Source organism: Mesorhizobium sp. M0185 (assembly GCF_040322175.1).
Lineage (GTDB): Bacteria > Pseudomonadota > Alphaproteobacteria > Rhizobiales > Rhizobiaceae > Mesorhizobium.
Window position 1 is genome coordinate 1 of sequence record NZ_JAMYSY010000017.1, and the last position, 26403, is coordinate 26403.

The following is a 26403-nucleotide window of genomic DNA, read 5'->3' on the forward strand; positions in this document are numbered from 1 at the left end:
TCCCTTGGATGAAGAGTTCCGTGGGCTTGACGTCCTTAGTCAAGACCCACTGGATATCGTTCACGGGATCGAGCCCGACATACGCGGACATGAGCGTCAGCCACATGTGTCGCGAGTTGTTGAAACCATCCACCCCCACCCTCTTACCCCGCAGATCCGTGACGCTGCGGATGCTCTCCTTGGCGATCAGTTCGAGGCATCCCGAGTGCAACCCGGTTAGCACCTTGATCGGCACGCCGGCGTCGATCGACGCGATCTGATTCGGCGGAAAGTTCACAGAGAAATCGGTCTCACCGCGTGCGATCCATTCCGATTGGTCGACGCTTCTGTCGGCTTCTACGTACCGAACGTCGGTGAAGCCATCTGCGCGCATCAGTTCTCCGGCGATGAACGCGCCTGCCCAGCAGTAGGAACCACCAACCCACCGCGGCAGACGAACCGTGGTCGTTTCCAACGGCGGTTCCGCGTGGAGTGACTCTGGAAGTCCGACGATACCGGCAGCGCCTGCCATTGCAGCGCCGGCCAGGAATCGGCGGCGGGTTTGGATGATCTGCATCAGAACGCTCCTCTTCCGATTGGCAAAAGGCAATACTGGCCGGAACCGAGCAAAAGAGGTTCGGCAGAGGCAGAGCGCGACGAGTGGTTGTGGAACCTAGCGCGCCTAGTCCGATGCGGGAGTCTTGCGCTCTCAGTCGCCGGCCCATGTATTAGCAACCGACGATATACCGACGATACGCCCAATTTGCGTAGGTTGCGAGCGCAAAACTTACTACGCCAATCCGCGTCCGAAGAACGATAGCGGACGTTCAGCGGGTGGGGCCGGCCGCAGTAAACTCGAAGTGGCCATTCGCAACCGCGCAAACGGTCTCCCACTGACAGCGAGGTGCTGGCGGGACGCCAAAAGCCGCAATTCCGCTGTCGGCCACGCCGCGCCCGAGACCCTCGGATCGTTTCTCCAATGGCCAATATTGGCCGAAGGAGAATGACGATGGGCATTTCACAATACGATCCGGCAGCCAAGGGGCGGCCGGTATGGAACGCTGGTCGGCAGGTCGGAGCCAAGCGAGCCCCGAAGCCGCGGCAGATGTGGGCAATCCGCTTCTTCCTCAATCGCGAAGGACGAATGAGGGATCATGCCTGCTTGACCTCGCGATCGACAGCAAGCTGCGGGGTTGCGACCTAGTGAAGATCAAGATCGGTATGCTTGTGGCGGGTCCGGAAATCCGGGCCCGCTTCAATGGTGGTTCAGCAGAAGACCGGCGACCGGTTCAGTTCGAGTATCACGTCAGATGCGCGAGCAAGTCTGTTGGCATGGCTTGAGAGACGTAGCGGAACAGTGGACGACTTCGCGTTTCCCAGTGGTGTTGATGCCGCCGCGCATTTGAGCACGAGCCAATATGCACGACTGGTGGATGAATGGGTGTCGGCGATCGGTCTGCGCCGAGAAGAGTATGGCACGCACTCGCTTCGCCGCACCAAGCCTCCATCATCTACAAGGCGACAGGCAATCTCCGTGCGGTGCAGATCCTGCTCGGCCACACCAAGATCGAGAACACGGTGCGGTATCTCGGTGTGGATGTAGAAGATGCGCTCGCATTATCCGAGGCGACAGAGGCCTGACCACAAGCGGCTCCGCTCGACTGGTGGAGCCGCGATCGGCAATGCGCCGATGTCGGTCATCGGGCTCGCGTTCTTTGATTCCCCAAAGCGGACGCAGCGGCATGCGTCGCCAGGATAGTAATTGCGGACGCAGCTGTCACTGGTTCAGGCGAGGCGGCAAGTAGACGACCAAGGTCAGTCCGGAATACCGGCACGGCGCAGGAGCGTGACAATCTTATCGAGCACCTCCGCCTCCCTGTAGGGTTCCTAGCGACGAAAGACCTTGAGTGTGAAGCGCGGATGGGCCTGGCGCATTACCGCGATTCGTCTCCGCGGCCGCATCAGGCTGGCCATCGGCCAGCCTGGCAAGTCGCAACATAAAACTGAGGAAATGAAGGTGTTTGGTACGCATCGGCGCCCTGAGCGTGAGGGCCACCAGCGCTCGTGGCCCACTTCAAGGGTCGTTTGCAGCCCATGACTTCTGCTGGGCCGCATACGGTCGGCCGTCACTCCGGCAACCCCGCGAACCGCATCTGCTTGATCCAGCGGTCGAGGCTTCCGGGTGCGGTCCAAATCTTGTCCCACTCCCTGCGTTCTTTACTGATGGATTCACTGGGAGTGTTCTGGAGGAAAACCGCAAGCGCTTCCTTTGCCTCTCGCTTGTTTCCTAGACAAGCGTGGATCCCCGCAAGCATGCGCTGTGCGCCGCTCGGGATCCTGGACATTTTCCGCATCGCAGCCAGCGCCGCCCCACAATCGTTCTTTTCCCAGAGCGCCCAGCCCATCTGCCAGTGAAACCAGTCAGGGTGGAAGGGATCGATGCCTTTGGCCTGCTCGATCCGATCGATCGCTTCGTCGGCGCGGCCAACATACAGCAGCACGTTCGTACTCATGACGAGGATATGCGAGTTGCTCGGGTTCAAGGCGATCGCCTGATCGTACTGGGCAAGGGCCTGCTCGACCTCTCCGGCTTCGGTGTGGATGCTGGCGCGGACCTCATGCGCTTCTGCGTCATCAGGAGCGAGCAGGATGGCCTTGTCGGCGTATTTGGCAGCGAGTTTCAACGCCTCGTTCCGGTTGTGTTCCTGCGCGTGCCACCCGAATACCGCGTCATTGCGATAGTACCAGGCCAGCCCGATATAGCCGAACTGGGAGTTCGGATCCTCTTCGATCGCCTTGAGGCTGAACTGCCTTAACAGCTCGTTCCCCTCGGCTGAGATATCCTCTCCGATCTTGGCCCTCCCCATCAGGTAATAGCGGAGCGCGCTGACCTGCGCGGCATCGCTCTGTGGCAACGGTCGCTCGATCCTTATTCCGACCCGATCCGCAAGCGTGCGGATGATTTCCTCCTGGACGACGAAAAGATCGCCAATCTCCCGGTTGTAGGAGTTGGCCCAGACATGTGATCCGTCATGCGCATTCAGCAACTGGGCGGACACTTTCAGCCGGTCTCCGATCTTCTGCTGGCTGCCTTCGAGCAGGTAGTCGACGCCGAGTTCATCTCCAATCTGTCTGGCGTCGATCGGCTTACCGCGGTACCTGAAGCTCGAGTTCCGGGCGATGACGGCATAAGTCTTGCTCCGCGCCAGCTCGGTGATGATCCCCTCGGCAACGGCATCGCTGAGATATCCCTTGTCCGCACCTGCACTCATGTCGTCGAAGGGAAGGATCGCAATCCTGGGCATGTCGCTCGAACGAACGGGAGCGGCTCGCCAGGCTTCCGCGCCGTAGTATGCGCCGATCGCTGCCGCAAGGAGAGCGAGTGCAGCAAGAATGAAGCCGCGCTGCGAGAATCGGGTCCTGGCACGTTCCGTGCCGGCTGCGGCGTTTGGGTCCGCCGCGTCCGATAGATCGGCGTTCAGTCGGTAGCCTCTCTTTGGGACGGTTTCCACCATCACGTGCGCGTCGTCCCCCAACGCGCGGCGAATATCGGCAATGCATTGAGTGAGGCTGTCGTCGGTCACGAAGGTATCGGGCCAAACCGCCTGCATCAGAGCATCCTTGGACACGATTTCGCCCGGTCGCGCCGCGAGCACCGAGAGCACCTCGGCGGACTGGCTGCGAAGATTGACCGCTTTGCCTTCGACGGTTCGGAGTTCTTTGCTTTTGGTCAGGAAGACGAAACCGCGGAACGTGATCGTTTCAGCAGATTTCAGGTCAATTTCAGGGGCCGTTCGGGACATTTCACCTTCCTGGCGCGCTTCCTAGTCTAGCCCATTCGGCCTTCGCCTCCAAGCGACCCCAGCAGCACCGGATGAAACGGAGGACGACATGAATCGCACCAAGCTCATCATCGCTCTGGCTCTTCTCTTGGCAGTGCCAACGGCTGCGAAAGCAGATCCTCAATCTCTAAATGCAACCGCGCATGTAATTTCTCTTGTATTTATCGATGGCCGCATCGATGAACGCCGAGAACAAAAATCTTTCGACACGATCAAAACCTGCCTCGCATGGAAGCACCAGGGGGAATTTCTTCCGCCGCAACCGGGTTCTTTTGCTTCTTTCACGTACTGTGAGCTAACTAACGTTGGTCCTGCTCGGACGGCCAGTATCTTCCAACTTACCCAGGAGGGTCAGTGAGGGCGATCCTCGACTGCCCCTGCCGCGCCGCCCGACGACGGCGACCCCGACGAACCGGACGACTTCCGCCCGCCGTGCCCGTGCTGCGGCGGCCGCATGATCGTCATCGAGCTGTTTGAACGGTGGAGGCAACCGCGCGGACCACCACACGGCTCCCGGTCGACCGGGAGCAGCACGCCATGACCCGGCATGGAATGGTTCAGCCTTCAGCTGCAGGCACTCAGCCTCCGGCAACGGGTCGACGCACGTCCATGATGATCCTCGGTGCTGAAGAGGTCGCGTCCAGCTGCCGACCAAGCCGACAACACCGCGCGGGGGCGCAACGAAGCGGTCTGTCCGCATTCACCCCAGCGCTTCCCGACGGCGGTCACGCCATCGCCGACGTCTGCCGAAATCCGAAATCCCCATAGCCATCGTCTGCGGCCCGCGGGTTCCTTCCTCGGGGACTTTCGTACGCCTGCCGGCGCCCGAAACTCTTCACGTGAGCCGAACGGCGGCTTTAACTGGTCCTGCGGCAATAACCGGACGGACAGCAAACGGCCCCGTGCCGCAGGCAAGATCGGTGAAGACGAAGCGTCCCGGCCCCTCGGCCATCGGACTCCATGCAGCAGGCCATAGGGCCCCGCGATGGGCCATATAGCTGGCTTCGATGACTTTCTGGTTGGCGGCCAGCCCGTTGGCGAACAACTCGTGATCGGATGCCATTTGCCGCTCGGGCTTGGAAAGTTGACGTTCTCCCGCGCAGTCCCATCCAATTGCCGCCCGCGTAGGTAACACGGATACTTCACCAGGTCCCGAAATCACATGACACGCAGCCGCCGTCTCTGTCTGATCTTTGAACTTAAACATATCAGTAGAAAATAGCTGTAACCATCTTTCATCTTGCCGCGTATGATCCGATCATCTGCCGGTGCAAGTTTGAGGACATGCAATGAAGAAGGCCGCTGCTCTCGTCGTGCTTTCCCTCGTTACCATGCTGCCCGCCATGGCAGCCGCGCAGTCCTGCCTGCCGGAGCTTGGGCCATCGCCGCCGCAGGATGCTGTGCAGCTGTATCCCGGCGGTGTCGAGAAGGCGCTGGCCGCGCTGCCGGACATCGTCAAGAAAGTCAAGGAAGCATCCGACGTTCCCGGCTTCGCCGTGGCGGTGGTGCATGGCGGCAAAATGATTTTTGACGAGGGCTATGGCCTTCGCGACAACCGGGACGACACTTCTAAGGTCAGCAGCACCACCATTTTCCAGGTCGCCTCGGTGTCGAAGTCGATCTCGGCCACGGTGGCCGCGATCGCCATGACGAAGGACCACAGCTTCGACTGGGATACCCCGGTCGGCAAGGTCTGGGACGGCTTTCGCCTCAATCTCGACTATGTCTCGGGCAACGCCACCATCGGCGATTTCTTCGCCCATCGCTCGGGCCTGCCGATGGCGGCGGGCGACGAACTCGAGGATCTCGGCTTCCAGCGCAAGCAGATCGTCGGGAGCCTGTGGATGGTGCCGCTCGATCCCTTCCGCATCTCCTATCACTACGCCAATTTCGGCACGACGATCGGCGCCGAGGCAGTGGCCCACGCCGAGAAACAGCCCTGGGAGCCGCTGGCCAAGAGCCTGTTGTTCGATCCGCTCGGCATGCGCTCGAGCAGCTATCGGCACGAGGACTTCATTGCCGCCGGCAAGAACCGCGCCCTGCTGCATGCGCGCGTGGCGGAGAATGTGTTCGAGCCGCTCTATGACCGCGACCCCGACCAGCAGGCGCCGGCGGGCGGCGTCTCCTCCAGCGCCCAGGACCTTGCCAAGTGGATGATCCTGCTGCTTGGCGACGGCACCTATAACGGCCAGCCCATGATCGACCCGAAGATCCTGCAGCCCGCCATCACACCGCAGAGCGTGACCTACCGCGGCGAGACGCCCGATACGCGGGCCAGCTCCTATGGCTATGGCTTCAATGTGGGGGTGAACGCCAATGGGCGCACCACCATGGGCCATTCCGGCGCCTTCCTGCTCGGCGCCGGCACCACCTTCCAGATCTTGCCCTCGGCCGATGTCGGCATCGTCGTGCTCACCAACGGCTCGCCCGTCGGCGCCGCCGAGGCGGTCGCCGCCAGCTTCATGGACGTCGTGCAATATGGCCAGGTCACCCGCGACTGGTATCCCTACATCAAGCCGCGGTTCATGGGCTACTACAAGCCGGTGGGCGACCTCGCAGGCAAGGACAAGCCGACGAACCCCGCCAAGGCGCGCAGTCCATCCTTCTACGAGGGCCAATATACGAGCAACTATTTCGACACCGCCACCGTGCGGGCCGATGCCGACAAGCTGATGCTCGAACTCGGCCCCAAGCCCATGCAGTTCACGCTCGAACACTGGGACGGCGACACCTACGCCCTCACGCCCCGCGGAGAGAACGCGCCGACCGGCTCGCTGTCATCGGTGAAGTTCGTTGGTTCCCCCGGCGGCATTCGCGCGCGGGTGATGACGGTGGACTATCTCAATGAGAACGGGTTGGGGCATTTTCAGAGGTAGGGGTGGGGGCGTCGGGTGCTCCATACACCCTATGCCGTCGAAAAGGCGAACCGGCCGTCTGCAAGATGATGCCTGAGATGGCGGATTTGTGACGGTTCGCTTCCGGGCATGGAAATCAGGAAGCCGGCATTTGCTCGGGAGCTTCCGACAAGTCATGTCGGCTTTGGCCAGCCGCTGATCCGAAGCAGACCGACGGCTACCGGCCCCGAAACGGTCATTCTGGATGCCAATTTGCGAGAATCAGTCCGCGCGGTGCAGTGTGGCGCAAGCATGGTTCAGTCGAAGAAGCCCGCATCCTCATCCCCGAGATACTTCCTGGCTGCTTTGGCGTCGATGTCGAGGCCCAGCCCCGGCGCTTCCAGCAAGTCCACCATGCTGTCCTTCACGATCTGTGACGGCAGGCCGATTACGAGGTCCTCCCACCAGGGGTCGGAGGCGCTCGGGTATTCGAACGCGATGTAGTTGGCGGGCAGGGTGGCGCAGACGTTGATCAGCGCGCCGAGGCCGAGAAGGCCGTTCGCGGTGCCGTGCGGTGCCATCAGGATCGAGTGCATACAGGCGTGCTCGGCGACCCATTTGAGCTCGGCAATGCCGCCAATATCGGCTGGATCGGGGCCGATGACGCGCACCGCCTGCGTTTCGATCAGCTCCTTGAAATTGTGCCGCAGGTATATCTGCTCGCCGGTATGGATTGGCGTCGAGGTGGAGGTGGTCAACTCCCGATACGCCTGCGGATTGACCCACGGCACATAGTCGCCGGTCAGCATGTCCTCGAGCCACATCAAATTGTACTTCTCGACCGCGCGAGCGAACTTGATCGCATCGGGCAGCATCCAGCCCGGGCCGCAGTCGAGCGCCAGGCTGACCTTGTCGCCCAGCACTTCCTTCATCGCGATCACGCAGTCGAGCATGTGGTTGAAACCGCGCTCGCTGATCACGCCCTGATCCATGGCACCGTGGTAGCCGGCCTTATTCTGCTTCACGCCGTAATGGAAGTCCTCGATGGTGTCCTTCATGTTGGAGTGGAACGAGATCCCTTGCTTGATCATGAAGAAATTCTGCGGCTGCTCCATCATCCATTTCACGTCAGCGGCGTAATCCTCCGGCCGGTCCCCCGTTCGCTTCTGGCGGATCGAGCCGTTATAGACGCGCACCTTGTCGCGCACCTTGCCGCCGAACAGTTTGTAGGCCGGCACGCCTGCGGCCTTGCCGGCTATGTCCCACAGCGCATGCTCGATAGCGCTTACCGCCGCGCCATAGGGCTTGAAAGAGCCGCGTTGGCGGATCTTCAGCATCACCCGCTCGACGTCGGTAGGGTCTTCGCCGATCAGCGCCTCACGGAAATGCAGCACCCAAGGCTTGAGATAGGTCTTGGTGAACTCGACTTCGCCAAGGCCATAGAGGCCCTCGTCGGTAACGATGCGGACGATGGGATGTTTGCCGATGACGGCGCAGCGGAGATCGGTGATCTTCATCTTCGGTTCTTTTCGCCTCAGCTCCAAATACGGTCCCAGGAATACTCGTTGTCCCAGTGATCCGTGGGCTGCCAGATGCCGGTGACACCCGGCTGCAGATGCTGCGAGATCACCTCGTCGACGACGTCGTCAATCCCCAGGCCAGGTTTGTCCGGAACAGTGATGAAGCCGTCCTTCACGAGCGGCTTGGGAACGCCGGTGACGATATCGTCCCACCAGTCGACATCGGCAGAGTGGTATTCGAGCGCCATGAAGTTTTCGGTCGCGGTCGCGACATGTGCCGCGGCCATTGCGGCGATCGGACTTTCGGCCATATGGATGGCCATTGCGACGCCGTGGTCCTGGGCCATGTCGCCGATCTTCTTGGTCTCGAGGATGCCCCCGCTGGTGAGCAGGTCCGGGTGGATAATGGAGAGGCCGCCGCTCTTGAGCAGAGGCTCGAAGCCTTCCTTAAGGTAGATGTCCTCGCCGGTGCAGATCGGCACCGTAGTGGCGGCCTGCAGTTGCCGGAACTGCTCGGTGTACTGCCATGGGATCACATCCTCGAGCCAGGCCGGCACGTATTTTTCAATCCGCCTGGCGAGCCGAATGCCGTTCTGCAGCGAGATGTGGCCGACATGGTCAATGGCGAGCGGAATATCCATGCCGATAACATCGCGAACCTCGGCAATGTACTGTTCAAGCAGGTCGAGGCCCTTGTCGGAAAAGTGGAGGCCGGTAAACGGATGGGGGACGTTATGCAAATCGTAAGCGGCATTGCGGGCGCGCCGCTCCGCCATGGTCTTGACCGGGCCGCGGCCGGGATGGATGCGGTACCCTTCAAGTGAACCGGCAGGGGAGACGACCGCACCGGGTACATCCGCGATCTGCATCAGCCCCAGATCCATCTTGAGGAAGGTGAAGCCGAGCGCCATGCGCTGCCTGAGGCGCTTGCCGGTCTCGGTGCCGCTCGGCACGGTAGCGTCGGTGTCGCAATAGACGCGCACCTTCTCCCGAAACCGGCCGCCGAGCATCTGGTAGATGGGAACGCCATAGGCCTTGCCGGCGAGATCCCACAACGCGATCTCGACCGCCGAGACGCCGCCGCCTTGCCGGCCGTGGCCACCGAACTGCTTGATCCGGCGAAACAGGCGGTCGATGTCGCAAGGGTTCTCGCCAAGCAGCCGGCTCTTCAGCATCAGCGCGTAGGTGGCACTGGCGCCGTCGCGCACCTCGCCAAGCCCGACGATGCCCTGGTTGGTGTAAATCTTGAGCAGGGTTGAGGTGAACGGCGCGCCGACGATTTCGGCTACCCGCATGTCGGTAATGCGAAGCTGGGATGGCTTGGAGTTCGCGTTCACCCGATTGAGCGCTTCGTCGGCGCCACCTGTCTTTGCCATGACTTATCCTCGTTTTCGGCTTGTCGTCCCGCACCCTGGGCCGGCACAGCGTGTTGCTAGCCCAGCTCAATCTCGTGGGCCTGCAGGTAGTCGCGGTCCATCTCAATACCGAGACCAGGCTTCGACGTCAGCTTGAGGCTGCCGTTCGAAATGTCGAGTGGTCTGTCGATCAGGTGATCGTATTTGCCCAGGTTCCACTCCGATGTTTCGAGTTTGTAGAAGTTGGGAACGGTCATCATCACCTGCGCTCCCGCAACCACGTTGATCGGTCCCGCGGCGTCATGTGGCGAGACCGGCACGTAGTAGGCTTCGCACAGCGCAGAAATCTTCTTGAGTTCGGTAATGCCGCCGGTCCAGGTAACGTCGGGCATGATGTAATCAGCGAGCCTGTTCTCGAGTACCGGCACGAAATCCCACTTCGTGTGGCCGCGCTCGCCCCACGAGATGGCGGTATTGACCTTCTCACGTACCTGCTTGAGGGCGTTAAGGCTCTCGGGCGGGCAGGGCTCCTCAAACCAGTCGATCTGGCCGGCCTCCTCGAGGCTCCGACAGAGGCGAATGGCGGTGGGGACATCGAAGCGGCCGTGCGCATCGATGAGAATGTCGACATCGGGTCCTGCCGTTTCGCGGATCAGAGCCGTGAGTTCGGCGGCTTCGCGCTCGTCCTTGCGAGTCATGCTGCCATCGAGGTAGCCGTCTCGCTGTTCGCGGGGCAGGCCATCGGCGCTGCGGCCCTGGTGGGGGTAGGGATCGAACTTGAGCGCAGTGTGTCCGGACTCGACAATGTCAAGAATTTCGCGGACCACAGCCTCCTTGCTGGTGAATTTGGCCTGGTTGGGATGGGTGTAGAGCGCGATTTCATCGCGTACCGGCCCGCCAAGCAGCTCGTAAATCGGCTTGCCGAGGACTTTGCCCCGGATGTCCCAGAGGGCAATATCGATGGCGCTCACGCATTCGACGGCGGCGCCGCGGCTTCCCATGTAGGTGAAGCTGCGGAAGATCTTGTGCCAGAGATGCTCGATACGCGCCGGATCCTCGCCTGTTACGGCGACGCCGATCTGCCGCAGGATCGTGCAGAGAGCGCGGTTGGCGAGCCTTGTCGTGGTGGTGATCTCTCCCCAGCCACTCACTCCCTCGTCGGTCGTCACTTCGACGAACAGGAACTCTCCCCAGTAGGAAGCATCGGACTTGATCAGCCACGGCCGAATGCTCGTGATTTTCATCTCAACTACCTTTGCCTGGAAGTGGTCAGTTAACGATGTTCTGGACTGGACATTCTATCCGGCCCGAGCGGCGTTGCGCGCTCGCATCTGTTCGAGAATATGCCGGCCCGAACCCTCGACATGGCGGGAAACGAGTTCGGCCGCCTTGTCGGCCTCTCCCGCCTTCACAAGCGCGATGAGTTCGCGGTGCTCGCGCATGATCGCGGCACGTCGCGCCAGCGTGAAATTGAAACGGCGGCTCACGGCTCGCAGCACTTCGCGATGCTTCCACCAAAGCTCGGCGGCGTGGCGGTTGTAGTGCCGCTGGTACATCACGGTGTGGAAAGCGGTATCCAGCTCACTATGCCTGAATGTGTCGGCGAAATTATTCTCTTCGATCAGGCCTTGGAGACGTTCGAGTTCGGCGATGTCCTCGCCGGTAGCCATATTCACAAACCATCGTGTCAGGGCTGGCTCGATCAGAACACCGATCTCGTAGATATCCCGGACAAAATCTTGATCAATGGGTCGCACGCGCGCCCCGCGGTTGGCGACAAAGGTGACAAACCCTTCGCCGCGCAACAACTGCAGGGCCTCGCGCACAGGATTGGTCGAAGTGCCGTGACGCCGGGCGAGATCGGTGACGACAAGCCGTTCGTTGGCAGCGAGCCGTCCCTCGATGATATCTTCCCTGATCAATTCATAAAGCGAGGCGCCCTCGCTGGAGGCCCCGATGGGATCGGTCCCCACCGGTGGCATCGCTTTGAAATCGCTTATTTCGGCCAAGGCCGGGCTCCCCAATTTAATACATACCTTGCCCGATATCACACACGGCTTTCGCAAACAATGTACGATTCTGCGCGTTGACAGGCAATCCATGATCTGAAAGCGTACCAAGCGATCGAGAGGATACACTGAGTTGAAAGAGGCATCCTCGCGATCGAAACGAGCAAGGACCGCTTTAGGGCGGCATGGGAGAACCAGGGAGGATACCTATGACGAGAATTGCGCTCGGCAGTGCCGTCCTGCGCGGCACTGTCGCCACTGCTTTGATGGCATCCCTGACGTCTACTTCGGCGCTGGGTGCGCCGCCGGTCGATCTGAGCAAGTGGTCGCCGGAATATGTACGCTCGATTGCGGGCACACAGGACTTTGACACGGCGGCCGATTGCGCCAAGGTCACACCGCTCGATTACAAGGGGCGACTGACATTCTGGTATCAGGGCGTGTTCGAGGGCGACCCCGACCTCCTGCGCCAGTACTACAAGGATTTCTTCGAGACCTTCCGCAAAACCTATCCGAACATCCAGCTCGAGGAACAAGCCCTCACCTATAACGACCTTCTCGACAAGTTCCGCACCGCGCTCCTGGGCAATGCCGCGCCGATGGCGGTCCGCCTGCAAATCCTGGGTGGTACCGAGTTCGCCTCAAAGGGCTATCTGCAGCCGCTCAAGCCAGAGGACGTGGGGTATTCGACCGAGGATTTCTGGCCCGGCGCCATGAAGGCAGTGACCTGGGAGGGCGTGACCTACGGCATTCCGACCAACAATGAGACGATGGCGTTCATCTGGAATGCCGACATCTTCAAGCGTGCGGGCCTCGATCCAGACAAGGCTCCGGCAACCTGGGACGACGTCGTCAAATATTCCAAGCAGATCCACGACAAGCTTGGCATTGCCGGTTACGGCCTCGTGGCTCGCAAGAATGCCGGCAATACGCCGTACCGCTTCATGCCACAGCTATGGGCCTATGGCGGCGGCGTCTTCGACGAAGCGACGCCAAACCCGACCTATGAGCAGGTCCAGCTCGATAGCCCGCAGAGCAAGGCAGCGCTGCAAGCCTCGTACGACATGTATGTTCGCGACAAGTCGGTTCCGATTTCGGCACTCACCAACCAGCAGGCCGATAACCAGCCCCTGTTCGTCGCCGGCCAGCTCGGCATGATGATCTCGCACCCGTCCGATTACAACGTCATGCTCGACCTGCAGAAAAAGGCGACGGGCACCGACAAGGACAAGGCGCAGACGGTCATCGACAACATGCGCTACGGCCTGATCCCGACTGGTCCCGACGGCAAGCGCGCCGTCGTGTTCGGCGGCTCGAACATTCACATCCTGAAACCCGAATATGTCGAGGGCGGCAAGGTAGACGAGCCGGCTGCGAAAGCTATCATCTGCATGTGGACGAGCCCTGAATGGTCGCTGAAGATGGCCTACGCCGGATCAAACCCGGGCAACCTCAACGGCTTCAAGACCAAGTGGATGAAGGAACGTCTGGACAACATCAAGTTCCTCGACGTCACCACCTCGATGCTGCCATACGGCATTCCGTTCCCAGCTCTGCCGCAGGCCCCCGAGATCATGAACATCATCATCCCGGACATGCTGCAGAATGCCCTGACCGGAGCGATGACCGTCAACGAGGCAGCCGACGACGCGGCCAAGAAGGTAAAAGACCTGATGGGCGGACTCTAGTCCAGGCCGGATCTACGACTGACGGCTGCGCCGCTGGCGCAGCCGCCTCGTTCCGAAGAAAAAGGGCACGCCACAAGTGACGATCGTGACCGGCAAGGCCGAGGCTCGCCGAAGATTGCAACCCGGTTGGTCCGGCGCGCTGCGGAAGGTCTGGGAGCATCGCGCGGACTACGCGTACGTGCTCCCAGCGATCGCCGTGATGCTCATCGTCATCGCCTATCCGATCTACTACACGGTCGAGCTGTCGTTCTTTAAGACACCGCCTGGCCTGCAACTCCGCGACAAGACCTTCATCGGCTTCGACAACTACACGACCATCCTCACCAGTCAGGTGTTCTGGAAAGTCACCTGGAACACACTGATCTGGACTTTGGGGTCAACTTTCATCTCCTTTGTCCTGGGGTTTGCCACAGCGCTGGCGCTCCACCGCGACTTCATCGGCCGTGGTGTCCTGCGCGCCGTCCTGATCATCCCTTGGGTCATCAGCGCCGTCGCCGCCTCCTACATCTGGAAGTGGATCTACCATTCGGACTTCGGGATCATCGGCGCGGTGCTGGTCGGCCTCGGATTGGCCGCCCAGCCGCCGAATTTCATCGACAATGTCAGCACGGTGCTGCCCTCCCTGATCGTCGTCAATATCTGGCGCGAGTTTCCGTTTGCCATGATCATGATGATGGCCGGCCTGCAGACAGTCCCCGACCAATTGCTGCGTGCCGCAAAAGTCGACGGTGCCAATGCATGGCAGCGCTTTTGGCACGTCACCTTCCCGCACTTGCGCAACGTCTCGGTGGTGACGATGCTGCTGCTCGCGGTGGCCAACTTCAATTCCTTCATCATCCCCTGGATCATGACCGGCGGCGGGCCGTCGAACGCATCGCATATCTGGATAACCCACATTTATGAGCTCGCCTTCGGACGGCAGCGCTGGGGCGTGGCATCGGCTTATTCGGTGCTCCTGTTCCTCACGCTGATGACGCTGGGCTACTTCTACGTCCGTGCGTTAAGCGGCAACGAGCGGAAAGAGGGGAGCGCATGAGCACGATTGCCGAGACAGCCCCTCGAGCCCAGACCCGTCGCCGCATGCGCGTCGACGGATGGCGGTGGGCCGGGCGCATATTCCTCGTGTTCATGCTGCTTTATACCGCGTTGCCGATGATCTGGATGCTGATCACCTCGATCAAGTCCGGATTCGCGGCGACACAATTCCCGCCGCAATGGTGGCCGGACGAACCTACCCTCGCCAGCTATCAGAAACTGCTCGATCCGCAGAACAGCGTCGGCCAGGACTTCCTCCGCTTCTTCTGGAACAGCCTTTTCGTGTCGACCGTCACGACAATCCTTTCGGTGATCGTGGCTGTCCCAGCGGCCTACGCGTTTTCGCGCTTCAGTTTCCCCGGCCGGAATTTCCTGTTCTTTGCCGTGCTGCTGCGCAACATGTTCCCGGCGGTGATCTTCCTCGTGCCACTCTTCATCCTGATGCGCGCGATCGGTCTGATAAACACGCATGGCTCACTGATACTCACCTATCTCACCTTTGGCCTGCCGCTGGCGATCTGGCTGCTCAAGGGCTTTTACGACAATATCCCGGTGCAGCTTGAGCAGGCGGCGCGCATCGATGGCGCAACACGGTTCCAGGCCTTCATCATGATCGTGATGCCGCTCTCGACGCCGGGCATCATCGCCACCGCAATCTATTCCTTCATCGGCGCGTGGAACGAGTACATCTACGCCTACACCTTCCTCTCCAAGAACGAGCAGTTGACCCTGCCGGTCGGCATCCAACGCTTCTTCTCGGAAAATACGACGGACTTTCCGGGCCTGATGGCGGCCAGCTTTATGATGAGCGTGCCCGTCGTGGTGCTGTTCCTGGTCCTGCAACGATACTTTGTACGCGCCCTTACGGAGGGCGCGGTCAAGCACTAGGGAGTTGCCGATGGCCCACGTGGTCCTCCAAGATCTCGTCAAGAGCTATGGCAGCTTCAAAGCTGTCAACCACGTCTCGCTGACGGTCAATGACGGCGAGTTCGTTGCGCTCGTCGGGCCTTCAGGCTGCGGCAAGACAACCACGCTCAATCTCGTCGCCGGGCTGACCCCGATCACAGCGGGCGACATCATCATCGGCGAGCGGGTGGTCAACGACCTCGACCCCAAGGACCGGGACATCGCAATGGTGTTCCAGAACTACGCGCTCTACCCGCAGAAATCGGTCTACAAGAACCTGGCGTTCCCGCTTCAGATGCGCAAACTCCCCAGGGACGAGATCGACAAGAAGGTCAAGGAAGCGGCGCGAGTGCTCGACATGACGCATCTGCTCGAGCGCAAGCCGCGCGAACTTTCGGGCGGGCAGCAGCAGCGTGTGGCCCTTGGCCGTGCCCTCGTTCGCGACCCCGCCGTGTTCCTCATGGACGAGCCACTGTCCAACCTCGATGCCAAACTGCGCGTGCAGATGCGGTCGGAGATCAAGCGTTTCCACCAGGACCTCAAGGCGACGATCATCTATGTGACGCACGACCAGCTCGAAGCCGTGACCATGGCTGACAAGATGGCGGTGATGAATGGCGGCTACCTGCAGCAATACGATTCACCGGCGCAGGTCTTTGCCCATCCGGTGAACATGTTCGTGGCCAGCTTCATCGGCAGCCCGGCGATGAGTCTTATTCCGCTGCAGGCCTCGACGGCAAACGGCAACACGGTGTTGACCGGCGCCGAGGGCTGGCGCCTTGAGCTCTCACCGCGCAATGCCCAAAAGGTGGCGAAAGCGACGACCCGGAAAGTCGTGCTCGGCGCACGTCACTCGACGATCAGGCTGCACAAGAGTGCGGTGCCAGGCAGCGTCCCGGCCAAGGCCTACACGGTCGAGCCGACCGGCGACGTCACCTTCGTTCAGGCGTTCCTGTCCGGGGCCATCGTCAACGTCAGCGTGCCGCCGAACATTGCCGTCGCGCCCGACGAGCAGATCTGGCTCGAGTTCGACCAGGAGCGGATGCATCTGTTCGATGGCGAAACTGAAATGGCCCTCAAGGCCAACTGAGATAGGGCGAATGCGCGTGAAACGTGGGCGTGGATGACTGAGAAGCTTAAGATCACCGCGATCAAGCCCTATCCGGTGTGGGTAGGAACGCGCAACCAGATGCTCGTCAAGGTCGAGACCGACCAGGGCATCTTCGGCTGGGGCGAGAGCGGCTTGAGCGGTCGCGAGAGGGCCGTGGCCGGCGCGGTCGAGCACTATCGCGAGTTTCTCATCGGCTGCGACCCGATGCAGATCGGGCGGATCTGGCAGGAGATTTACCGCAGCCAGTACTTCGAAGGCGGGCGAGTCCTTCAGGCGGCGATTTCCGCCATCGACATCGCCCTTCACGACATCAAGGGCAAGGCGCTGGGCGTGCCGGTCTACGAGCTGCTGGGCGGCAAGCAGCGCGACCGCATTCCCACCTTTGCCTCGACCGGCGACGAGGCCGAGGGCGACATTGCCATCGAACGGGCCCGCGAACTTCGCGCGCAGGGGTGGCAGGCGATCCGCTTCTTCCCCTTCGGGCAAAACAGCAAGGACATCTTCGAGCCGCGCGAGTCCATCGGCGCTACCGCGGGTATGCTGAACAAGGCGCGCGAGGCGCTGGGCAGCGACGTGGTCCTCGGCCTCGACTATCATCATCGGCTGTCGGTGGCAGAGGCGGCGAGCTTCTGCAACAAGCTCGGTCGCGGCGTGCTTGATTTTCTCGAGGAGCCGATACGGGCCGAAACGCCGGAGGCCTATGAATCGCTGCGCACGATGACCGATATCCCATTTGCCATAGGCGAGGAATTTGCCAGCAAGTGGCAGTTCCTGCCCTACATCGAGCGCGGCATCCATCAGTTCAACCGGATCGATGTTTGCAATGTCGGCGGGCTCACCGAGGCGATGAAAATCGCTGGCTGGAGCGAGGCGCATTATGTGGACCTGATGCCGCACAATCCGCTTGGTCCAGTGTGCACGGCCGCGACCGTGCATCTCGCTGCCGCGGTACCCAACTTCGCGTGGCTCGAGACCAGGGCACCCGAAACAAAGCTGGGCTTCGACAATTCCGACTTCTTCCCCGTGCAACCACGGCTCGACGGGACCGATTACCCGGTCGGCGATCTGCCGGGACTCGGCGTCGAGGTCAACGAAGTTGCGGTCCAGGCGCAGAGTTTGCGTTTCTGGGAAGCGCCTCACCTTAAGCGCCGCGATGGTTCTGTTACGAACTGGTAGTTCCATTCAATCGGAGTCCACAATGACGCATACTTCCGACATCATGCGGCCGCCTAAAGACCTGATCGACGCGCTAAGGGAGATCGGCGCCGCGACGGTAGCCGGCACGCTTGGCCACATGGGCTTCCGCAATCCGCACATGGTTGGTCCGGTGGCGCAAAACCACGGGAAGTCGATCGTCGGGCCGGCGTTGACGCTGCAGTTCCTGCCGCAGCGGCCTGACCTCTTCACCGAAGGAGAATATGCCGATCCGGAGACGCAGCTGCACCGGCACGTGCTCTATCACGCGCAGGAGGGCGATGTGGTCGTGGTCGACGCGCGCGGCGATATGAGCTCGGGCGTCTTCGGCGATATGATGTCGACGTATTTCAAGGGCAGGGGCGGGGCGGGTATCGTCATCGACGGGTGCATGCGCGACCGGCCCAATGTCGAAAAGCTCGATCTGCCCCTATGGCTGCGCGGCTGGACGCCAAACTATCATGTGCAGACCAGCATCTATCCCAATGCCGTCAACGTTCCGATTGCCTGCGGCGGTGTCACGGTGATCCCCGGCGACATCATCGTCGCCGACGACGACGGGGTGGTGGTACTTCCCGTCGTGATGGCCCCGAAGGTGATCGAAGAATCACAAAAGCATCATGATTGGGAGGAATTCTCACGAGTGAAGCTCATGGAGGGCGGCCCGTTGCAACGTTACTATCCGCTGCATGACGATGCCCGCGGGGAGTACGAGGAGTGGCGCAAAACAAATCGCCTGGAGAACACGAGTTAGTCAGCAGGCCTTGGCGATCAGTTTTGCCAGGCAATCGGCAGCCCCGGTCCCCGGCACGCCGAGATCTCTGACACTGTCCATGTGGTTGCGGTTCGGGAGCACATGCGACGTTACCAACGATCCCTGCCGCAGCAAGCTTGCTTCGAATCGATCGGCTTGCTGATGGAAGGGTGGCGTCTCATTGGCTCCGACCAGAACCGCCGCCTTGGTTTGAGGATCATGCCGACAGGCGAGCGGCGTGAACATGGCGACTTCCTCGTCGGTTATTCCAATCTCGTTGGCGAGAAAGGAATCCTGGAGCGGCTTCAAATCGTAGAGCCCGCTCAACAGAAGGGCTGCCCTTACATTCGAGGGGGTGTGCGCCCTATCGAACAGGAACGTTGCAAGATGGGCTCCAGCCGAATGACCACTGACGGTCAGGGCCGCCGGGCTTCCGCCATGATCGGCGATGTTGGCGAGCACCCACTGCTTGGCCCGGCGCACCTGGTCGACGATCCTCGCCATTCGGACCTTGGGCATCAGAGCATAATCAAGGATGACGGCAATGGCCCCGGCCTGGGTAATCGTCGTCGCCATATATGAATAGTCGCGCTTGGAGAACATTCTCCAGTAGCCGCCATGGACAAAGATGTGCACCGGAAGCGCCGTTCTTTTGCCCGCGGGAAAGAACAGGTCCATGGTCTCGGTCGGATCCGGTCCGTAGGCCACGTCAGCGGTCATCGCAATGGTGGCGCGGGCGACCTCGCTGCGATCAACGAAGTCCTGCACGATTTCGTCAAAATCCGCGACGTGGTCGCGGATGCGAAAGGGATCGCCTTGCATTCTTCTGCTCACATGCTGATGGCGAGGTATTTCGCCTCCATGAATTCCGCAATGCCGTGATGCTGCCCTCCCTCGCGGCCGAGCCCGCTCTGCTTGACGCCGCCGAAGGGGGCTGCCGGATCGGACATCAGCCCACGGTTGAGAGCAATCATCCCGGCCTCGATCCGGGAGGCCACCCGCATGCCGCGTGCCAGATCGCGCGTGTAGATGTAGGCAGCAAGCCCATATTCGGTGTCATTGGCGCGCGCGATGACCTCGGCCTCCGTTTCGAAGCTGGAGATTGGCGCCACCGGCCCGAATATCTCCTCATGCGCCATCTTTGCGTCGCCCGGCACGTCGCGAAGCACTGTCGGAGGGTAGAAGAAACCACGTCCGGACAGGACTGAGCCGCCGCACAAGACCCGCGCGCCGCGTGTGACGGCGTCGACGACAAGTCGGTCTATCTTCTCGACTGCCTTCTTCGTGATCATAGGCCCGCATTCCGTGTCCGGGTCGGTGCCCGCGCCGACCTTGAGCGACGACATCCGCTTCTCGAGGCCCTCGCAGAAGGCTTCGTAGATGCCAGATTGCACGTAGAGGCGGTTTGCCGCCGTGCAGGCCTCGCCGGCGTTGCGCATCTTGGCCACCATTGCGCCATCGATCGCCGCTTCGAGATCGGCGTCGTCGAACACAATGAACGGTGCGTTGCCGCCCAGTTCCATCGAACACGAGACGACGTGCCTGGCAGCCTCTTCCAGCAGAGCGCGACCCACACCCGTCGAACCGGTGAAGGAGAGTTTGCGCACCCGCGGATCGGCCAGCATGGCGGCTGTTAAAGGCCCGGGACTGGAGGTTGTCAGGACGTTGACCACCCCCGGTGGAACGCCTGCGTCCTGGTAGAGCGCGGCCAGCGCGTAGGCGGTAAGCGGGGTCTCACTGGCCGGCTTCAGGATCACGGTGCATCCAGCGGCAAGTGCCGGCGCGATCTTGCGCGTCGCCATCGCGGCAGGAAAATTCCAGGGCGTGATCAGGATGCATATGCCGATCGGTTCGTAGTCGACCACAATGCGGTTGGTGCCGGAAGGCGCAGTACCGAATTCACCGGTAATGCGAACGGCCTCCTCGGCATTCCAACGGAAAAATTCCGCGGCATAAGCGATCTCGCCGCGGGCATCCCGCAGGGCCTTGCCGTTTTCCAGTGCGATGAGAGTAGCCAGTGCCTCCGATCGTTCCGTCATCAGCTCAAAGCAGCGTCTGAGGATCTCGGAGCGCTTTCGCGGCGACGTTGTCCGCCAGCCATGGGCTGCTTTGGCAGCGGCGTCAACGGCGGCGGCCGCGTCCTCCAAGGTCGCATCGGGTACGGCCGCGATGATGGCTTCCGTCGACGGATCAATGACCGGAATTACCCTGCCATCCGCGGACTGCCGCCATTGGCCGCCAATATACAGCCGGTGCGAAATTGTGTGAAAGTCGCTGACGCCCTGATCATCCGACAGAACCTGTGAAAACGTGTTCATCTCGATATTCCCGATTGTTTACATGACGCAGCTGGCGAGGTCGCCATCAAAGGCGGCCTGGACCAGACGTCGCATGGACCTCAAATCGAATGGCCGCGGATTGTTCTTGATGAGGCGCTCGATGCCGATCGCCTGTTCCGCCGTCCAATCGAGCTTGTCGGCAGGCAGACCCAGCTCGGCCAACGTGGGGGTGATCCCGATTGCCCCAAACAGCCGACTGACCTCGCCAATGGTCGCGTCGGCCAACTCTTCGGGCGTCCGGCCTTTTCCATCGAGGCAGAGCGCGTTGGCGATCTCGGCCATCTCGGCCGCTGCGGCTGTTTTGTTGTACTTCATGACGAATGGCAGGATGGTGGCGACACCCAATCCGTGAGCGGTGTGGGTTATCGCGCCGACCGGGTATTGTACGGCGTGCGCTGCCGCTGTGCCGGCCGTTCCGAACGCGCAGCCGGCTGCAAGTGCACCCATCATGACGTCGGCCCGGGCGTCCTCGTCGGAGGGCCGGCGGTATGCCGTTTCAAGGCTTCGGCCAAGCAGCTTGATCGCCAGCAGCGCGAAGTGATCGGTCAAGGCGGTTTTGCCGACAAAGACATGTTTCTGCGGAAGGCCGGGATCGGTTCCGCGCCTGGCGGCGGTGAAGGCCTCGATTGCATGCGTCAGCGCATCGGCGCCTGCGATCGCCGTCAATCCCGGCGGGCATGTCATCGTCAGCTCAGGGTCGCAGATGGCCGCGGCCGCGATCAGATACGGGCTGGAGATGCCGACCTTCAGCGTGCGATCCGGATCCGAGATCACGGCAACCGGGGTGACTTCAGAGCCGGTGCCGGCTGTCGTCGGCACCGCGATCAGCGGCAGCGTCGGGCCGGGCACCTTGAACTCGCCGTAGTAATCCTGGAGCCGACCGCCGTGACTGATGAGCAGCGCGGCGCATTTGGCCATGTCGAGACAGCTGCCGCCGCCAATGCCGATCACCACGTCGGGCGCGAACTTCCGTGCTTCCTCGACGCAGACGGCAACGGTGTCCCGAGGAACGTCGGGCAGCACACGATCATGCACCAGTACGTCTATCGAGGCGGCTCGCAGCCCCGTGACAATCTCTGCGAACGGGCCCGTTGCGGCAAAACGTTCATCGGTGCAGACGAGTGCGCGACGCCCGAGCCTGGCCGCGACAACCGGAACGACGTGGCGTTGGCCCTTCCCGAAGAGGATTTCGCGCGGCAGCCTTAGGGCAGCGAAAAGGCTCATGACCTGCATCCTGTGATGATGACTGGATTGGAATGCGAGATGGCGTTCAACTCGGCCCAAAGGCCGGGTTCGATGTAAAACCCGTCTCGCAGCGCGGTTGCGTATCGACGTGCCGAACCATCGCCCGCAACGCTGGCTGTCCGTTCAGCAGGTGAGGAAGCACGGGCTGCCAGGGCGGCACGCTGTTCCAGCAGGGCCACTGCAAATTCGATTGCTTTGTCTCCTGTCTGCCGCAAATGATATCCTCTATAAAATCGTATAGGATATAGGATTGCATTGGCCGGAGCATCGTGTTAGCAACTTGATGTGTCAAGAGGCAAAACATGCAGGCCATGAACTTACCCAGTCTAGACGAAGCGAACCTCGCCGGCGGGCGTATCCAGCGCTCCAGCAGCCTGGTTGAGGACGTCTACGAAGCGATCTTTGCGCAACTCATGTCCCTGAAGATTGCGCCGGGCTCGCGCATCACCGTCGACAGCCTGGTCAAGGAATTCAACGTATCCCACACGCCGATCCGCGAGGCGCTCGGCCGGCTCGAAGGCGAAGGCCTGGTGCTGAAGACGCATCTGATCGGTTACCGCGCTGCGCCGCAGATTACGAAACGGCGGTTCGATGAACTCTACGAGCTTCGCCTGCTGCTGGAGCCTCATGGTGCAGCCAAGGCAGCGGTGCTCATGGACGAGGTAAAGCTCGCACAGCTTCAGACATCGGCCGGCGTCATGGCGCGCCGTGAGGGCAAGGACGAGCGCCTGCGGTATTCCAACTTCGCCCGCCAGGATGCCATTTTCCATGACAAGGTCATGGAATTCGCCAACAACGAACTCGTGCGCGAGACACTGGCGCACCAGCATACCCACTTCCACATATTTCGCCTGATGTTCCACTCGCGCGTCACCGAAGAGGCGCTTGACGAGCATGAGGCCATCCTGGCCGCTTTCGCTGCGGCCGATCCTGCCGCTGCCGAGCAGGCGATGCGTCGCCATATCGAGCATTCCCGCGACCGTTTGTTGCTGGCGTTCGACTGAGACTGTCCCGATGTCCCCGTACCCGCCGTTGACGGTCATCACGCCGGTCAGTGCCAACGAAGACTACTTCCCCGATTCACCCTTCTAGAAACTCAAACCTACCAGGCGAGTACAGGTCTCGCCCGGCCGTTGCCACAGGAAAGGAAGTACCATGCCAGGCAAAAAGATCCTGATGCTGACCGGTGAATTCACCGAGGAATACGAAATCTTCGTCTACCAGCAGGCGATGGAAGCGGTGGGCCACACCGTCCACGTCGTGTGCCCAGACAAAAGCGCCGGAGACCTGATCAAAACATCGCTGCACGATTTCGAGGGCGATCAAACCTACACTGAAAAGCTCGGCCACTATGCGCTGATCAACAAGACCTTCTCCGACGCTGAGAAGCAGCTGGAGCAATACCACGCCGTTTACTGCGCGGGCGGTCGTGGCCCCGAATACATCCGCACCGACAAGCGCGTGCAGGCGATGGTGCGCCACTTCCACGAAACCAAGAAGCCGATTTTCACGATCTGCCACGGCGTGCAGATCCTGATTGCGGTGGACGGCGTCGTGCGTGGCAAGAAGGTCGGCGCGCTGGCGGCGTGCGAGCCCGAAGTGACGCTTGCGGGCGGCACCTATATCGACCTGTCTCCAACGGAGGCATATGTGGATGGCACGATGGTTTCGGCAAAAGGCTGGACGGCGCTTGCAGCGTTCATCCGCGAATGCCTGAAGGTGCTCGGAACGGAGATCCGCCACGCGTAGACCTTTGCTCCGACGCATCCAAAAGGGTGCGTCGGTCCTTGCTGCAGCCTCCGTAGCTTCTGCCGATAGTCTCCCGAGCTGATAAGCTTCCGGAAGGCACGTCCCTTAGGTAGCGCGGCCATAACGGTCCCCTCGGCCCTGCGCAACTTTGTCGGTAGTCAAAGGGTGAGGGAAACCAAACTCGCTTACGAGTGATCGGACAACTCGTCTGCTACCTAATCCGGACAACTCATCTGCTTACGACGCTACGAAGTCGCACCGCTGTCGGAAGTCGCACCGCTTGAGTACCCGACGTTGCTGCTCTATATGATGCGTGATGATTGATGCGCACCAGGAGGGCGACATGAGAACCACACTGGCGATCGATGACGACGTCCTGGTCGCGGCCAAGGCCATCGCCCGGCAGCAGGATCGCAGCCTCGGCGAGGTCATCACCGATCTCGCCCGGCGCTCGCTGCGCCGGCCTCAAGCCGGCGGCGAGCGCAACGGGATTCCTCTACTGTCGCCTCGGCCGGATGCACCTCCTGTCACGCTTGAGACGGTCAATGCCCTGCGAGACGAACTGCCTTGACGTTCCTGCTCGATGTCAATGTGCTGATCGCACTGATCGATCCTGGCCACGTCGCCCATGACGACGCGCATGGCTGGTTCGAACAGACCGGCAACGCCGCATGGGCTACGTGTCCCATCACCGAAAACGGCGTCCTGCGCATCGTCGGCAACCAAAGATATCCCAATTCTCCCGGCTCGCCCGCCATCGTTGCGCAAATCGTTACCAAGTTGCGGGCTCTGCACGGGCACAGCTTCTGGCCCGACGATGTGAGCCTGGTTGGCTCGGGCGACATCGATGCAGCGAAAATCCTGACCTCGGCACAGGTCACGGATACGTATCTTCTCGCGCTCGCCAAGGCGCGTGGCGGCCAACTTGCGAGCTTTGACCGCAAGCTGTCAGTCGCGGCCGTGAAGGGCGGGAGGTCTGCACTGCACCTGATTCCCACAAGGTAGACCGCCAGGCTCTTTTTGTCTGTTCTGCATCGCCGAACCGCGCAGGTTGAGATAGGCATAGCCGCGCAGCACCATCAGGCCGGTGCGCTCAGGCGCAATGCGCTACCGTTCGTCCAAGGCCACGAGTGTCTCAACATGCCGCCCCTCTTGGATGGTTCGTTCTCCAGCTTCCAGTCAAGGTCGGGCTTGAACCGTTGCGCGGCTGCCTGCGACTGGTACAATGCGTCGGCTTACGAAGCGAAGCTGTTGTTTCTTGGCGACGAATGTTTGCTGGGTGATCCATTGCAAGACATCGGTGCTCAGGGGCGCTGGCGGTGTAGTCGCCAATACTTTCGAGACTGGCGCCAGACAGACGCGCCGCACGTTCGTGTCCCACCTTACCACCTCTAGGACCTCGCGACATCGAGCCTATCCGGAGTGGTTCTACCCGCTGGTCGAAGATAAGCCGTTTCTGACCTTCGGTATGCCGCGGGACGTGTTCATCTCGATGGCTGGCGCGGCCGAGTTCACGCTCGGATTCGGGTTGGAGATGCTCCTCCGGGCACCTCAGCTTCTTGGCCTTGACCACCCTCGGTCCAACGTTGAAGCTGCAAGAGGCAGAAATTCGCTGTTTAGCGACCTTGCCAGGATTCCCCAGGCCCGCGGCCCATCTGGCCAGTTCGACCTCGGCCGCGATGCCCTGTCAGCTGAAACGGTTGGCGCGGAAGGTTGCAAGCATCGGGTGCGGATTGCCGGAGGCGATTTCTTTGGCAAGCAATTCGCCGACGATGAGTCCAAGCGTGGCGCCGCTGTGGCTAAAGGCGACGTGAAGACCGGCGACGGTCTCGACTGAGCCAAGCACCGGCTCGCCGTCGCCGGGGATAGGCTTCGGGCCGACAGCATAGGTAGCGAGTTGGAGCCGCGGATTGCCGTCGAGCACGGCACTGGCCTCGTCGAGTAGTCCTTTGATGGTCTTGTCGTGCACGGTGTAGGTGCCGTCCGGGTTGACCACGACTTCTTCCTCCGACCATGCCGAATCCAAAACAAATGCGCCATCCGGCGTCGGCCGCACTGCCACGCGCGGCGTATTCAGCACGGCACGGAGCTCGGTCTTGGTCGGCTTGGTCTTCAAAAGAAGTGAAATCGGCGTGGCGTCGGGGACACGGACGCCGATCTCCGCAAGCATGACAGGCGTCGCTGGCCCAACGGCAAGGACCATTGCATCCGCCTTTATCGGCGCACCATCGGCAGTGATGACGCCACGCGCGCGACCACCTGTGGCATCTATCCGCACGCGTCCAGCGTCCTGGATAAGCTTGCCGCCGCGGGAGCGGAATTCATTGAGTAGTAGATCGATCAGGGAGGGCAGGTCGACCCATCCTTCGCCAGGATTGAAGATTGCGCCCTGCGGGGTGATTGCATTGGCATTGACGCCGGGCGTCATTGCACCAACTTCGGCAGGGCCGAGCAGAAGCGCGTCATAACCAATTTCCTGCTCCAGCTGGCAGATGGACGCGATCTGGTTCGCCTCATCATCCGCATCCCAGGTGAGGCCGCCGTCAAAGCGAAGCCACGACGCGGTTTCCGGTCTTGTGGCCGCCAGGGTCCGATAACGGTCGATGCCTGCAAGCCTCAAGCGGTGATAGGCAGTGTCGGCACGTCGCGCTGAGTTCAGCCAGGAAAGTGAACGGCCGGATGCACCGTTGGCCGGCGCGCCGTCATTGACAATGGTTACATCAAAGCCAAGACGAGCGAGGTGCAGCGCGGAAGAGGTGCCGAAGATGCCTGCGCCGACAACGACGACTTGGCGCGGTTTTGCAGATGCAGTCATAGGGAAATCCTTCTTCGCAGAAGCCGGG

At 61.3% G+C, this 26403-nt stretch carries 23 protein-coding genes and 2 pseudogenes; 14 read left to right on the forward strand and 11 right to left on the reverse strand.

Features of this window, described 5'->3' with window-relative positions:
- On the reverse strand, nucleotides 1–556 hold a 556-nt coding region (locus tag NKJ20_RS15575), incomplete at its 3' end, for an ABC transporter substrate-binding protein (protein ID WP_352745100.1).
- A gap of 432 nt (nucleotides 557–988) precedes the next feature.
- On the opposite strand from NKJ20_RS15575, the pseudogene NKJ20_RS15580 reads away from it, so the two are divergent.
- A pseudogene (locus NKJ20_RS15580) lies at nucleotides 989–1620 on the forward strand (tyrosine-type recombinase/integrase).
- Between the two features lie 485 nt (nucleotides 1621–2105).
- On the opposite strand, the gene NKJ20_RS15585 reads toward NKJ20_RS15580, so the two are convergent.
- Nucleotides 2106–3782 (reverse strand): winged helix-turn-helix domain-containing tetratricopeptide repeat protein, encoded by a 1677-nt coding sequence (locus NKJ20_RS15585; protein ID WP_352645696.1) that lies wholly within the window; start codon nucleotides 3780–3782, stop codon nucleotides 2106–2108.
- Between the two features lie 88 nt (nucleotides 3783–3870).
- On the opposite strand from NKJ20_RS15585, the gene NKJ20_RS15590 reads away from it, so the two are divergent.
- Nucleotides 3871–4179: a hypothetical protein gene (locus tag NKJ20_RS15590; RefSeq protein WP_156937426.1), complete on the forward strand. Its 309-nt coding sequence runs from the start codon at nucleotides 3871–3873 to the stop codon at nucleotides 4177–4179.
- Between the two features lie 21 nt (nucleotides 4180–4200).
- Nucleotides 4201–4362: pseudogene (locus tag NKJ20_RS34155) on the forward strand (IS91 family transposase); the annotation flags it as partial.
- Between the two features lie 294 nt (nucleotides 4363–4656).
- Here NKJ20_RS34155 and NKJ20_RS15595 read toward each other — a convergent pair.
- Nucleotides 4657–4884, reverse strand: coding sequence for a hypothetical protein (locus NKJ20_RS15595; RefSeq protein WP_352745103.1), 228 nt, complete (start codon nucleotides 4882–4884; stop codon nucleotides 4657–4659).
- Nucleotides 4885–5110: 226 nt separating this feature from the next.
- Here NKJ20_RS15595 and NKJ20_RS15600 point away from each other — a divergent pair, with 226 nt between their 5' ends.
- On the forward strand, nucleotides 5111–6697 hold the full coding sequence (locus NKJ20_RS15600) for a serine hydrolase (RefSeq protein ID WP_352745105.1): 1587 nt from the start codon (nucleotides 5111–5113) through the stop codon (nucleotides 6695–6697).
- Between the two features lie 275 nt (nucleotides 6698–6972).
- Here the strand turns inward: NKJ20_RS15600 and NKJ20_RS15605 are convergent, their stop codons facing one another.
- Genes NKJ20_RS15605 through NKJ20_RS15620 form a run of 4 tightly spaced genes read right to left on the reverse strand, consistent with a single transcriptional unit; the run spans nucleotide 6973 to nucleotide 11539 of the window.
- On the reverse strand, nucleotides 6973–8172 hold the full coding sequence (locus tag NKJ20_RS15605) for a mandelate racemase/muconate lactonizing enzyme family protein (protein ID WP_352745108.1): 1200 nt from the start codon (nucleotides 8170–8172) through the stop codon (nucleotides 6973–6975).
- A gap of 17 nt (nucleotides 8173–8189) precedes the next feature.
- Nucleotides 8190–9551: a mandelate racemase/muconate lactonizing enzyme family protein gene (locus NKJ20_RS15610; RefSeq protein WP_352745110.1), complete on the reverse strand. Its 1362-nt coding sequence runs from the start codon at nucleotides 9549–9551 to the stop codon at nucleotides 8190–8192.
- 56 nt (nucleotides 9552–9607) lie between these two features.
- Nucleotides 9608–10774, reverse strand: coding sequence for a mandelate racemase/muconate lactonizing enzyme family protein (locus NKJ20_RS15615; protein ID WP_352449172.1), 1167 nt, complete (start codon nucleotides 10772–10774; stop codon nucleotides 9608–9610).
- Between the two features lie 54 nt (nucleotides 10775–10828).
- Complete coding sequence (locus NKJ20_RS15620) at nucleotides 10829–11539, reverse strand: GntR family transcriptional regulator (protein ID WP_023679253.1); 711 nt, start codon at nucleotides 11537–11539, stop codon at nucleotides 10829–10831.
- A 209-nt stretch (nucleotides 11540–11748) separates the two neighbouring features.
- Here NKJ20_RS15620 and NKJ20_RS15625 point away from each other — a divergent pair, with 209 nt between their 5' ends.
- The 6 genes from NKJ20_RS15625 to NKJ20_RS15650 all read left to right on the forward strand — a co-directional run bounded on the left by NKJ20_RS15625 (nucleotide 11749) and on the right by NKJ20_RS15650 (nucleotide 18227).
- Nucleotides 11749–13227 carry an ABC transporter substrate-binding protein gene (locus NKJ20_RS15625; RefSeq protein WP_352745113.1) on the forward strand — a complete coding sequence of 493 codons (1479 nt, stop codon included), beginning with the start codon at nucleotides 11749–11751 and terminating at the stop codon, nucleotides 13225–13227.
- A gap of 76 nt (nucleotides 13228–13303) precedes the next feature.
- Nucleotides 13304–14263 (forward strand): carbohydrate ABC transporter permease, encoded by a 960-nt coding sequence (locus NKJ20_RS15630; RefSeq protein WP_352745116.1) that lies wholly within the window; start codon nucleotides 13304–13306, stop codon nucleotides 14261–14263.
- Nucleotides 14260–15150: a carbohydrate ABC transporter permease gene (locus NKJ20_RS15635; protein ID WP_023679256.1), complete on the forward strand. Its 891-nt coding sequence runs from the start codon at nucleotides 14260–14262 to the stop codon at nucleotides 15148–15150. Before NKJ20_RS15630 ends, NKJ20_RS15635 begins: the two co-directional genes overlap by 4 nt.
- A gap of 10 nt (nucleotides 15151–15160) precedes the next feature.
- The gene (locus NKJ20_RS15640) at nucleotides 15161–16258 is read left to right on the forward strand and encodes an ABC transporter ATP-binding protein (RefSeq protein ID WP_352745118.1); all 1098 of its coding nucleotides are present in this window, start codon (nucleotides 15161–15163) and stop codon (nucleotides 16256–16258) included.
- A 33-nt stretch (nucleotides 16259–16291) separates the two neighbouring features.
- A complete protein-coding gene (locus NKJ20_RS15645) occupies nucleotides 16292–17455 on the forward strand; it encodes a mandelate racemase/muconate lactonizing enzyme family protein (RefSeq protein WP_352745121.1) in 1164 nt (387 codons plus the stop codon).
- Between the two features lie 22 nt (nucleotides 17456–17477).
- A complete protein-coding gene (locus NKJ20_RS15650; protein WP_352745123.1) occupies nucleotides 17478–18227 on the forward strand; it encodes a ribonuclease activity regulator RraA in 750 nt (249 codons plus the stop codon).
- On the opposite strand, the gene NKJ20_RS15655 is transcribed toward NKJ20_RS15650, so the two are convergent.
- The 3 genes from NKJ20_RS15655 to NKJ20_RS15665 are packed head-to-tail and all read right to left on the reverse strand — an operon-like array spanning nucleotide 18228 to nucleotide 21790.
- A complete protein-coding gene (locus NKJ20_RS15655; protein WP_352745126.1) occupies nucleotides 18228–19049 on the reverse strand; it encodes an alpha/beta hydrolase in 822 nt (273 codons plus the stop codon).
- 8 nt (nucleotides 19050–19057) lie between these two features.
- Complete coding sequence (locus NKJ20_RS15660; protein WP_352745128.1) at nucleotides 19058–20545, reverse strand: NAD-dependent succinate-semialdehyde dehydrogenase; 1488 nt, start codon at nucleotides 20543–20545, stop codon at nucleotides 19058–19060.
- Nucleotides 20546–20563: 18 nt separating this feature from the next.
- Nucleotides 20564–21790, reverse strand: coding sequence for an iron-containing alcohol dehydrogenase (locus NKJ20_RS15665; RefSeq protein ID WP_352745131.1), 1227 nt, complete (start codon nucleotides 21788–21790; stop codon nucleotides 20564–20566).
- A gap of 323 nt (nucleotides 21791–22113) precedes the next feature.
- Here NKJ20_RS15665 and NKJ20_RS15670 point away from each other — a divergent pair, with 323 nt between their 5' ends.
- The 4 genes from NKJ20_RS15670 (at nucleotide 22114) to NKJ20_RS15685 (ending at nucleotide 24565) form a co-directional block, all read left to right on the forward strand.
- Entirely contained in the window at nucleotides 22114–22815 is a 702-nt protein-coding gene (locus NKJ20_RS15670) for a GntR family transcriptional regulator (protein WP_352569970.1), read from the forward strand.
- Nucleotides 22816–22966: 151 nt separating this feature from the next.
- Nucleotides 22967–23560: a DJ-1/PfpI family protein gene (locus NKJ20_RS15675; protein WP_352493019.1), complete on the forward strand. Its 594-nt coding sequence runs from the start codon at nucleotides 22967–22969 to the stop codon at nucleotides 23558–23560.
- A 343-nt stretch (nucleotides 23561–23903) separates the two neighbouring features.
- The gene (locus NKJ20_RS15680) at nucleotides 23904–24131 is read left to right on the forward strand and encodes a hypothetical protein (protein ID WP_023679266.1); all 228 of its coding nucleotides are present in this window, start codon (nucleotides 23904–23906) and stop codon (nucleotides 24129–24131) included.
- A complete protein-coding gene (locus NKJ20_RS15685) occupies nucleotides 24128–24565 on the forward strand; it encodes a TA system VapC family ribonuclease toxin (RefSeq protein WP_352745134.1) in 438 nt (145 codons plus the stop codon). Before NKJ20_RS15680 ends, NKJ20_RS15685 begins: the two co-directional genes overlap by 4 nt.
- Before the next feature lie 682 nt (nucleotides 24566–25247).
- On the opposite strand, the gene NKJ20_RS15690 is transcribed toward NKJ20_RS15685, so the two are convergent.
- On the reverse strand, nucleotides 25248–26375 hold the full coding sequence (locus tag NKJ20_RS15690) for an NAD(P)/FAD-dependent oxidoreductase (RefSeq protein WP_352449160.1): 1128 nt from the start codon (nucleotides 26373–26375) through the stop codon (nucleotides 25248–25250).
- Nucleotides 26376–26403: the final 28 nt, after the last annotated feature.

Excerpts from the sequence above, each read along its gene's own strand:
- NKJ20_RS15585 (WP_352645696.1), bottom strand. The coding sequence starts at position 3,782 with ATGTCCCGAACGGCCCCTGAAATTGACCTGAAATCTGCTGAAACGATC.
- NKJ20_RS15590 (WP_156937426.1), top strand. The coding sequence starts at position 3,871 with ATGAATCGCACCAAGCTCATCATCGCTCTGGCTCTTCTCTTGGCAGTG.
- NKJ20_RS15595 (WP_352745103.1), bottom strand. The coding sequence starts at position 4,884 with ATGGCATCCGATCACGAGTTGTTCGCCAACGGGCTGGCCGCCAACCAG.
- NKJ20_RS15600 (WP_352745105.1), top strand. The coding sequence starts at position 5,111 with ATGAAGAAGGCCGCTGCTCTCGTCGTGCTTTCCCTCGTTACCATGCTG.
- NKJ20_RS15605 (WP_352745108.1), bottom strand. The coding sequence starts at position 8,172 with ATGAAGATCACCGATCTCCGCTGCGCCGTCATCGGCAAACATCCCATC.
- NKJ20_RS15610 (WP_352745110.1), bottom strand. The coding sequence starts at position 9,551 with ATGGCAAAGACAGGTGGCGCCGACGAAGCGCTCAATCGGGTGAACGCG.
- NKJ20_RS15615 (WP_352449172.1), bottom strand. The coding sequence starts at position 10,774 with ATGAAAATCACGAGCATTCGGCCGTGGCTGATCAAGTCCGATGCTTCC.
- NKJ20_RS15625 (WP_352745113.1), top strand. The coding sequence starts at position 11,749 with ATGACGAGAATTGCGCTCGGCAGTGCCGTCCTGCGCGGCACTGTCGCC.
- NKJ20_RS15635 (WP_023679256.1), top strand. The coding sequence starts at position 14,260 with ATGAGCACGATTGCCGAGACAGCCCCTCGAGCCCAGACCCGTCGCCGC.
- NKJ20_RS15640 (WP_352745118.1), top strand. The coding sequence starts at position 15,161 with ATGGCCCACGTGGTCCTCCAAGATCTCGTCAAGAGCTATGGCAGCTTC.
- NKJ20_RS15645 (WP_352745121.1), top strand. The coding sequence starts at position 16,292 with ATGACTGAGAAGCTTAAGATCACCGCGATCAAGCCCTATCCGGTGTGG.
- NKJ20_RS15650 (WP_352745123.1), top strand. The coding sequence starts at position 17,478 with ATGACGCATACTTCCGACATCATGCGGCCGCCTAAAGACCTGATCGAC.
- NKJ20_RS15655 (WP_352745126.1), bottom strand. The coding sequence starts at position 19,049 with ATGCAAGGCGATCCCTTTCGCATCCGCGACCACGTCGCGGATTTTGAC.
- NKJ20_RS15660 (WP_352745128.1), bottom strand. The coding sequence starts at position 20,545 with ATGAACACGTTTTCACAGGTTCTGTCGGATGATCAGGGCGTCAGCGAC.
- NKJ20_RS15665 (WP_352745131.1), bottom strand. The coding sequence starts at position 21,790 with ATGAGCCTTTTCGCTGCCCTAAGGCTGCCGCGCGAAATCCTCTTCGGG.
- NKJ20_RS15670 (WP_352569970.1), top strand. The coding sequence starts at position 22,114 with ATGCAGGCCATGAACTTACCCAGTCTAGACGAAGCGAACCTCGCCGGC.
- NKJ20_RS15675 (WP_352493019.1), top strand. The coding sequence starts at position 22,967 with ATGCCAGGCAAAAAGATCCTGATGCTGACCGGTGAATTCACCGAGGAA.
- NKJ20_RS15680 (WP_023679266.1), top strand. The coding sequence starts at position 23,904 with ATGAGAACCACACTGGCGATCGATGACGACGTCCTGGTCGCGGCCAAG.
- NKJ20_RS15690 (WP_352449160.1), bottom strand. The coding sequence starts at position 26,375 with ATGACTGCATCTGCAAAACCGCGCCAAGTCGTCGTTGTCGGCGCAGGC.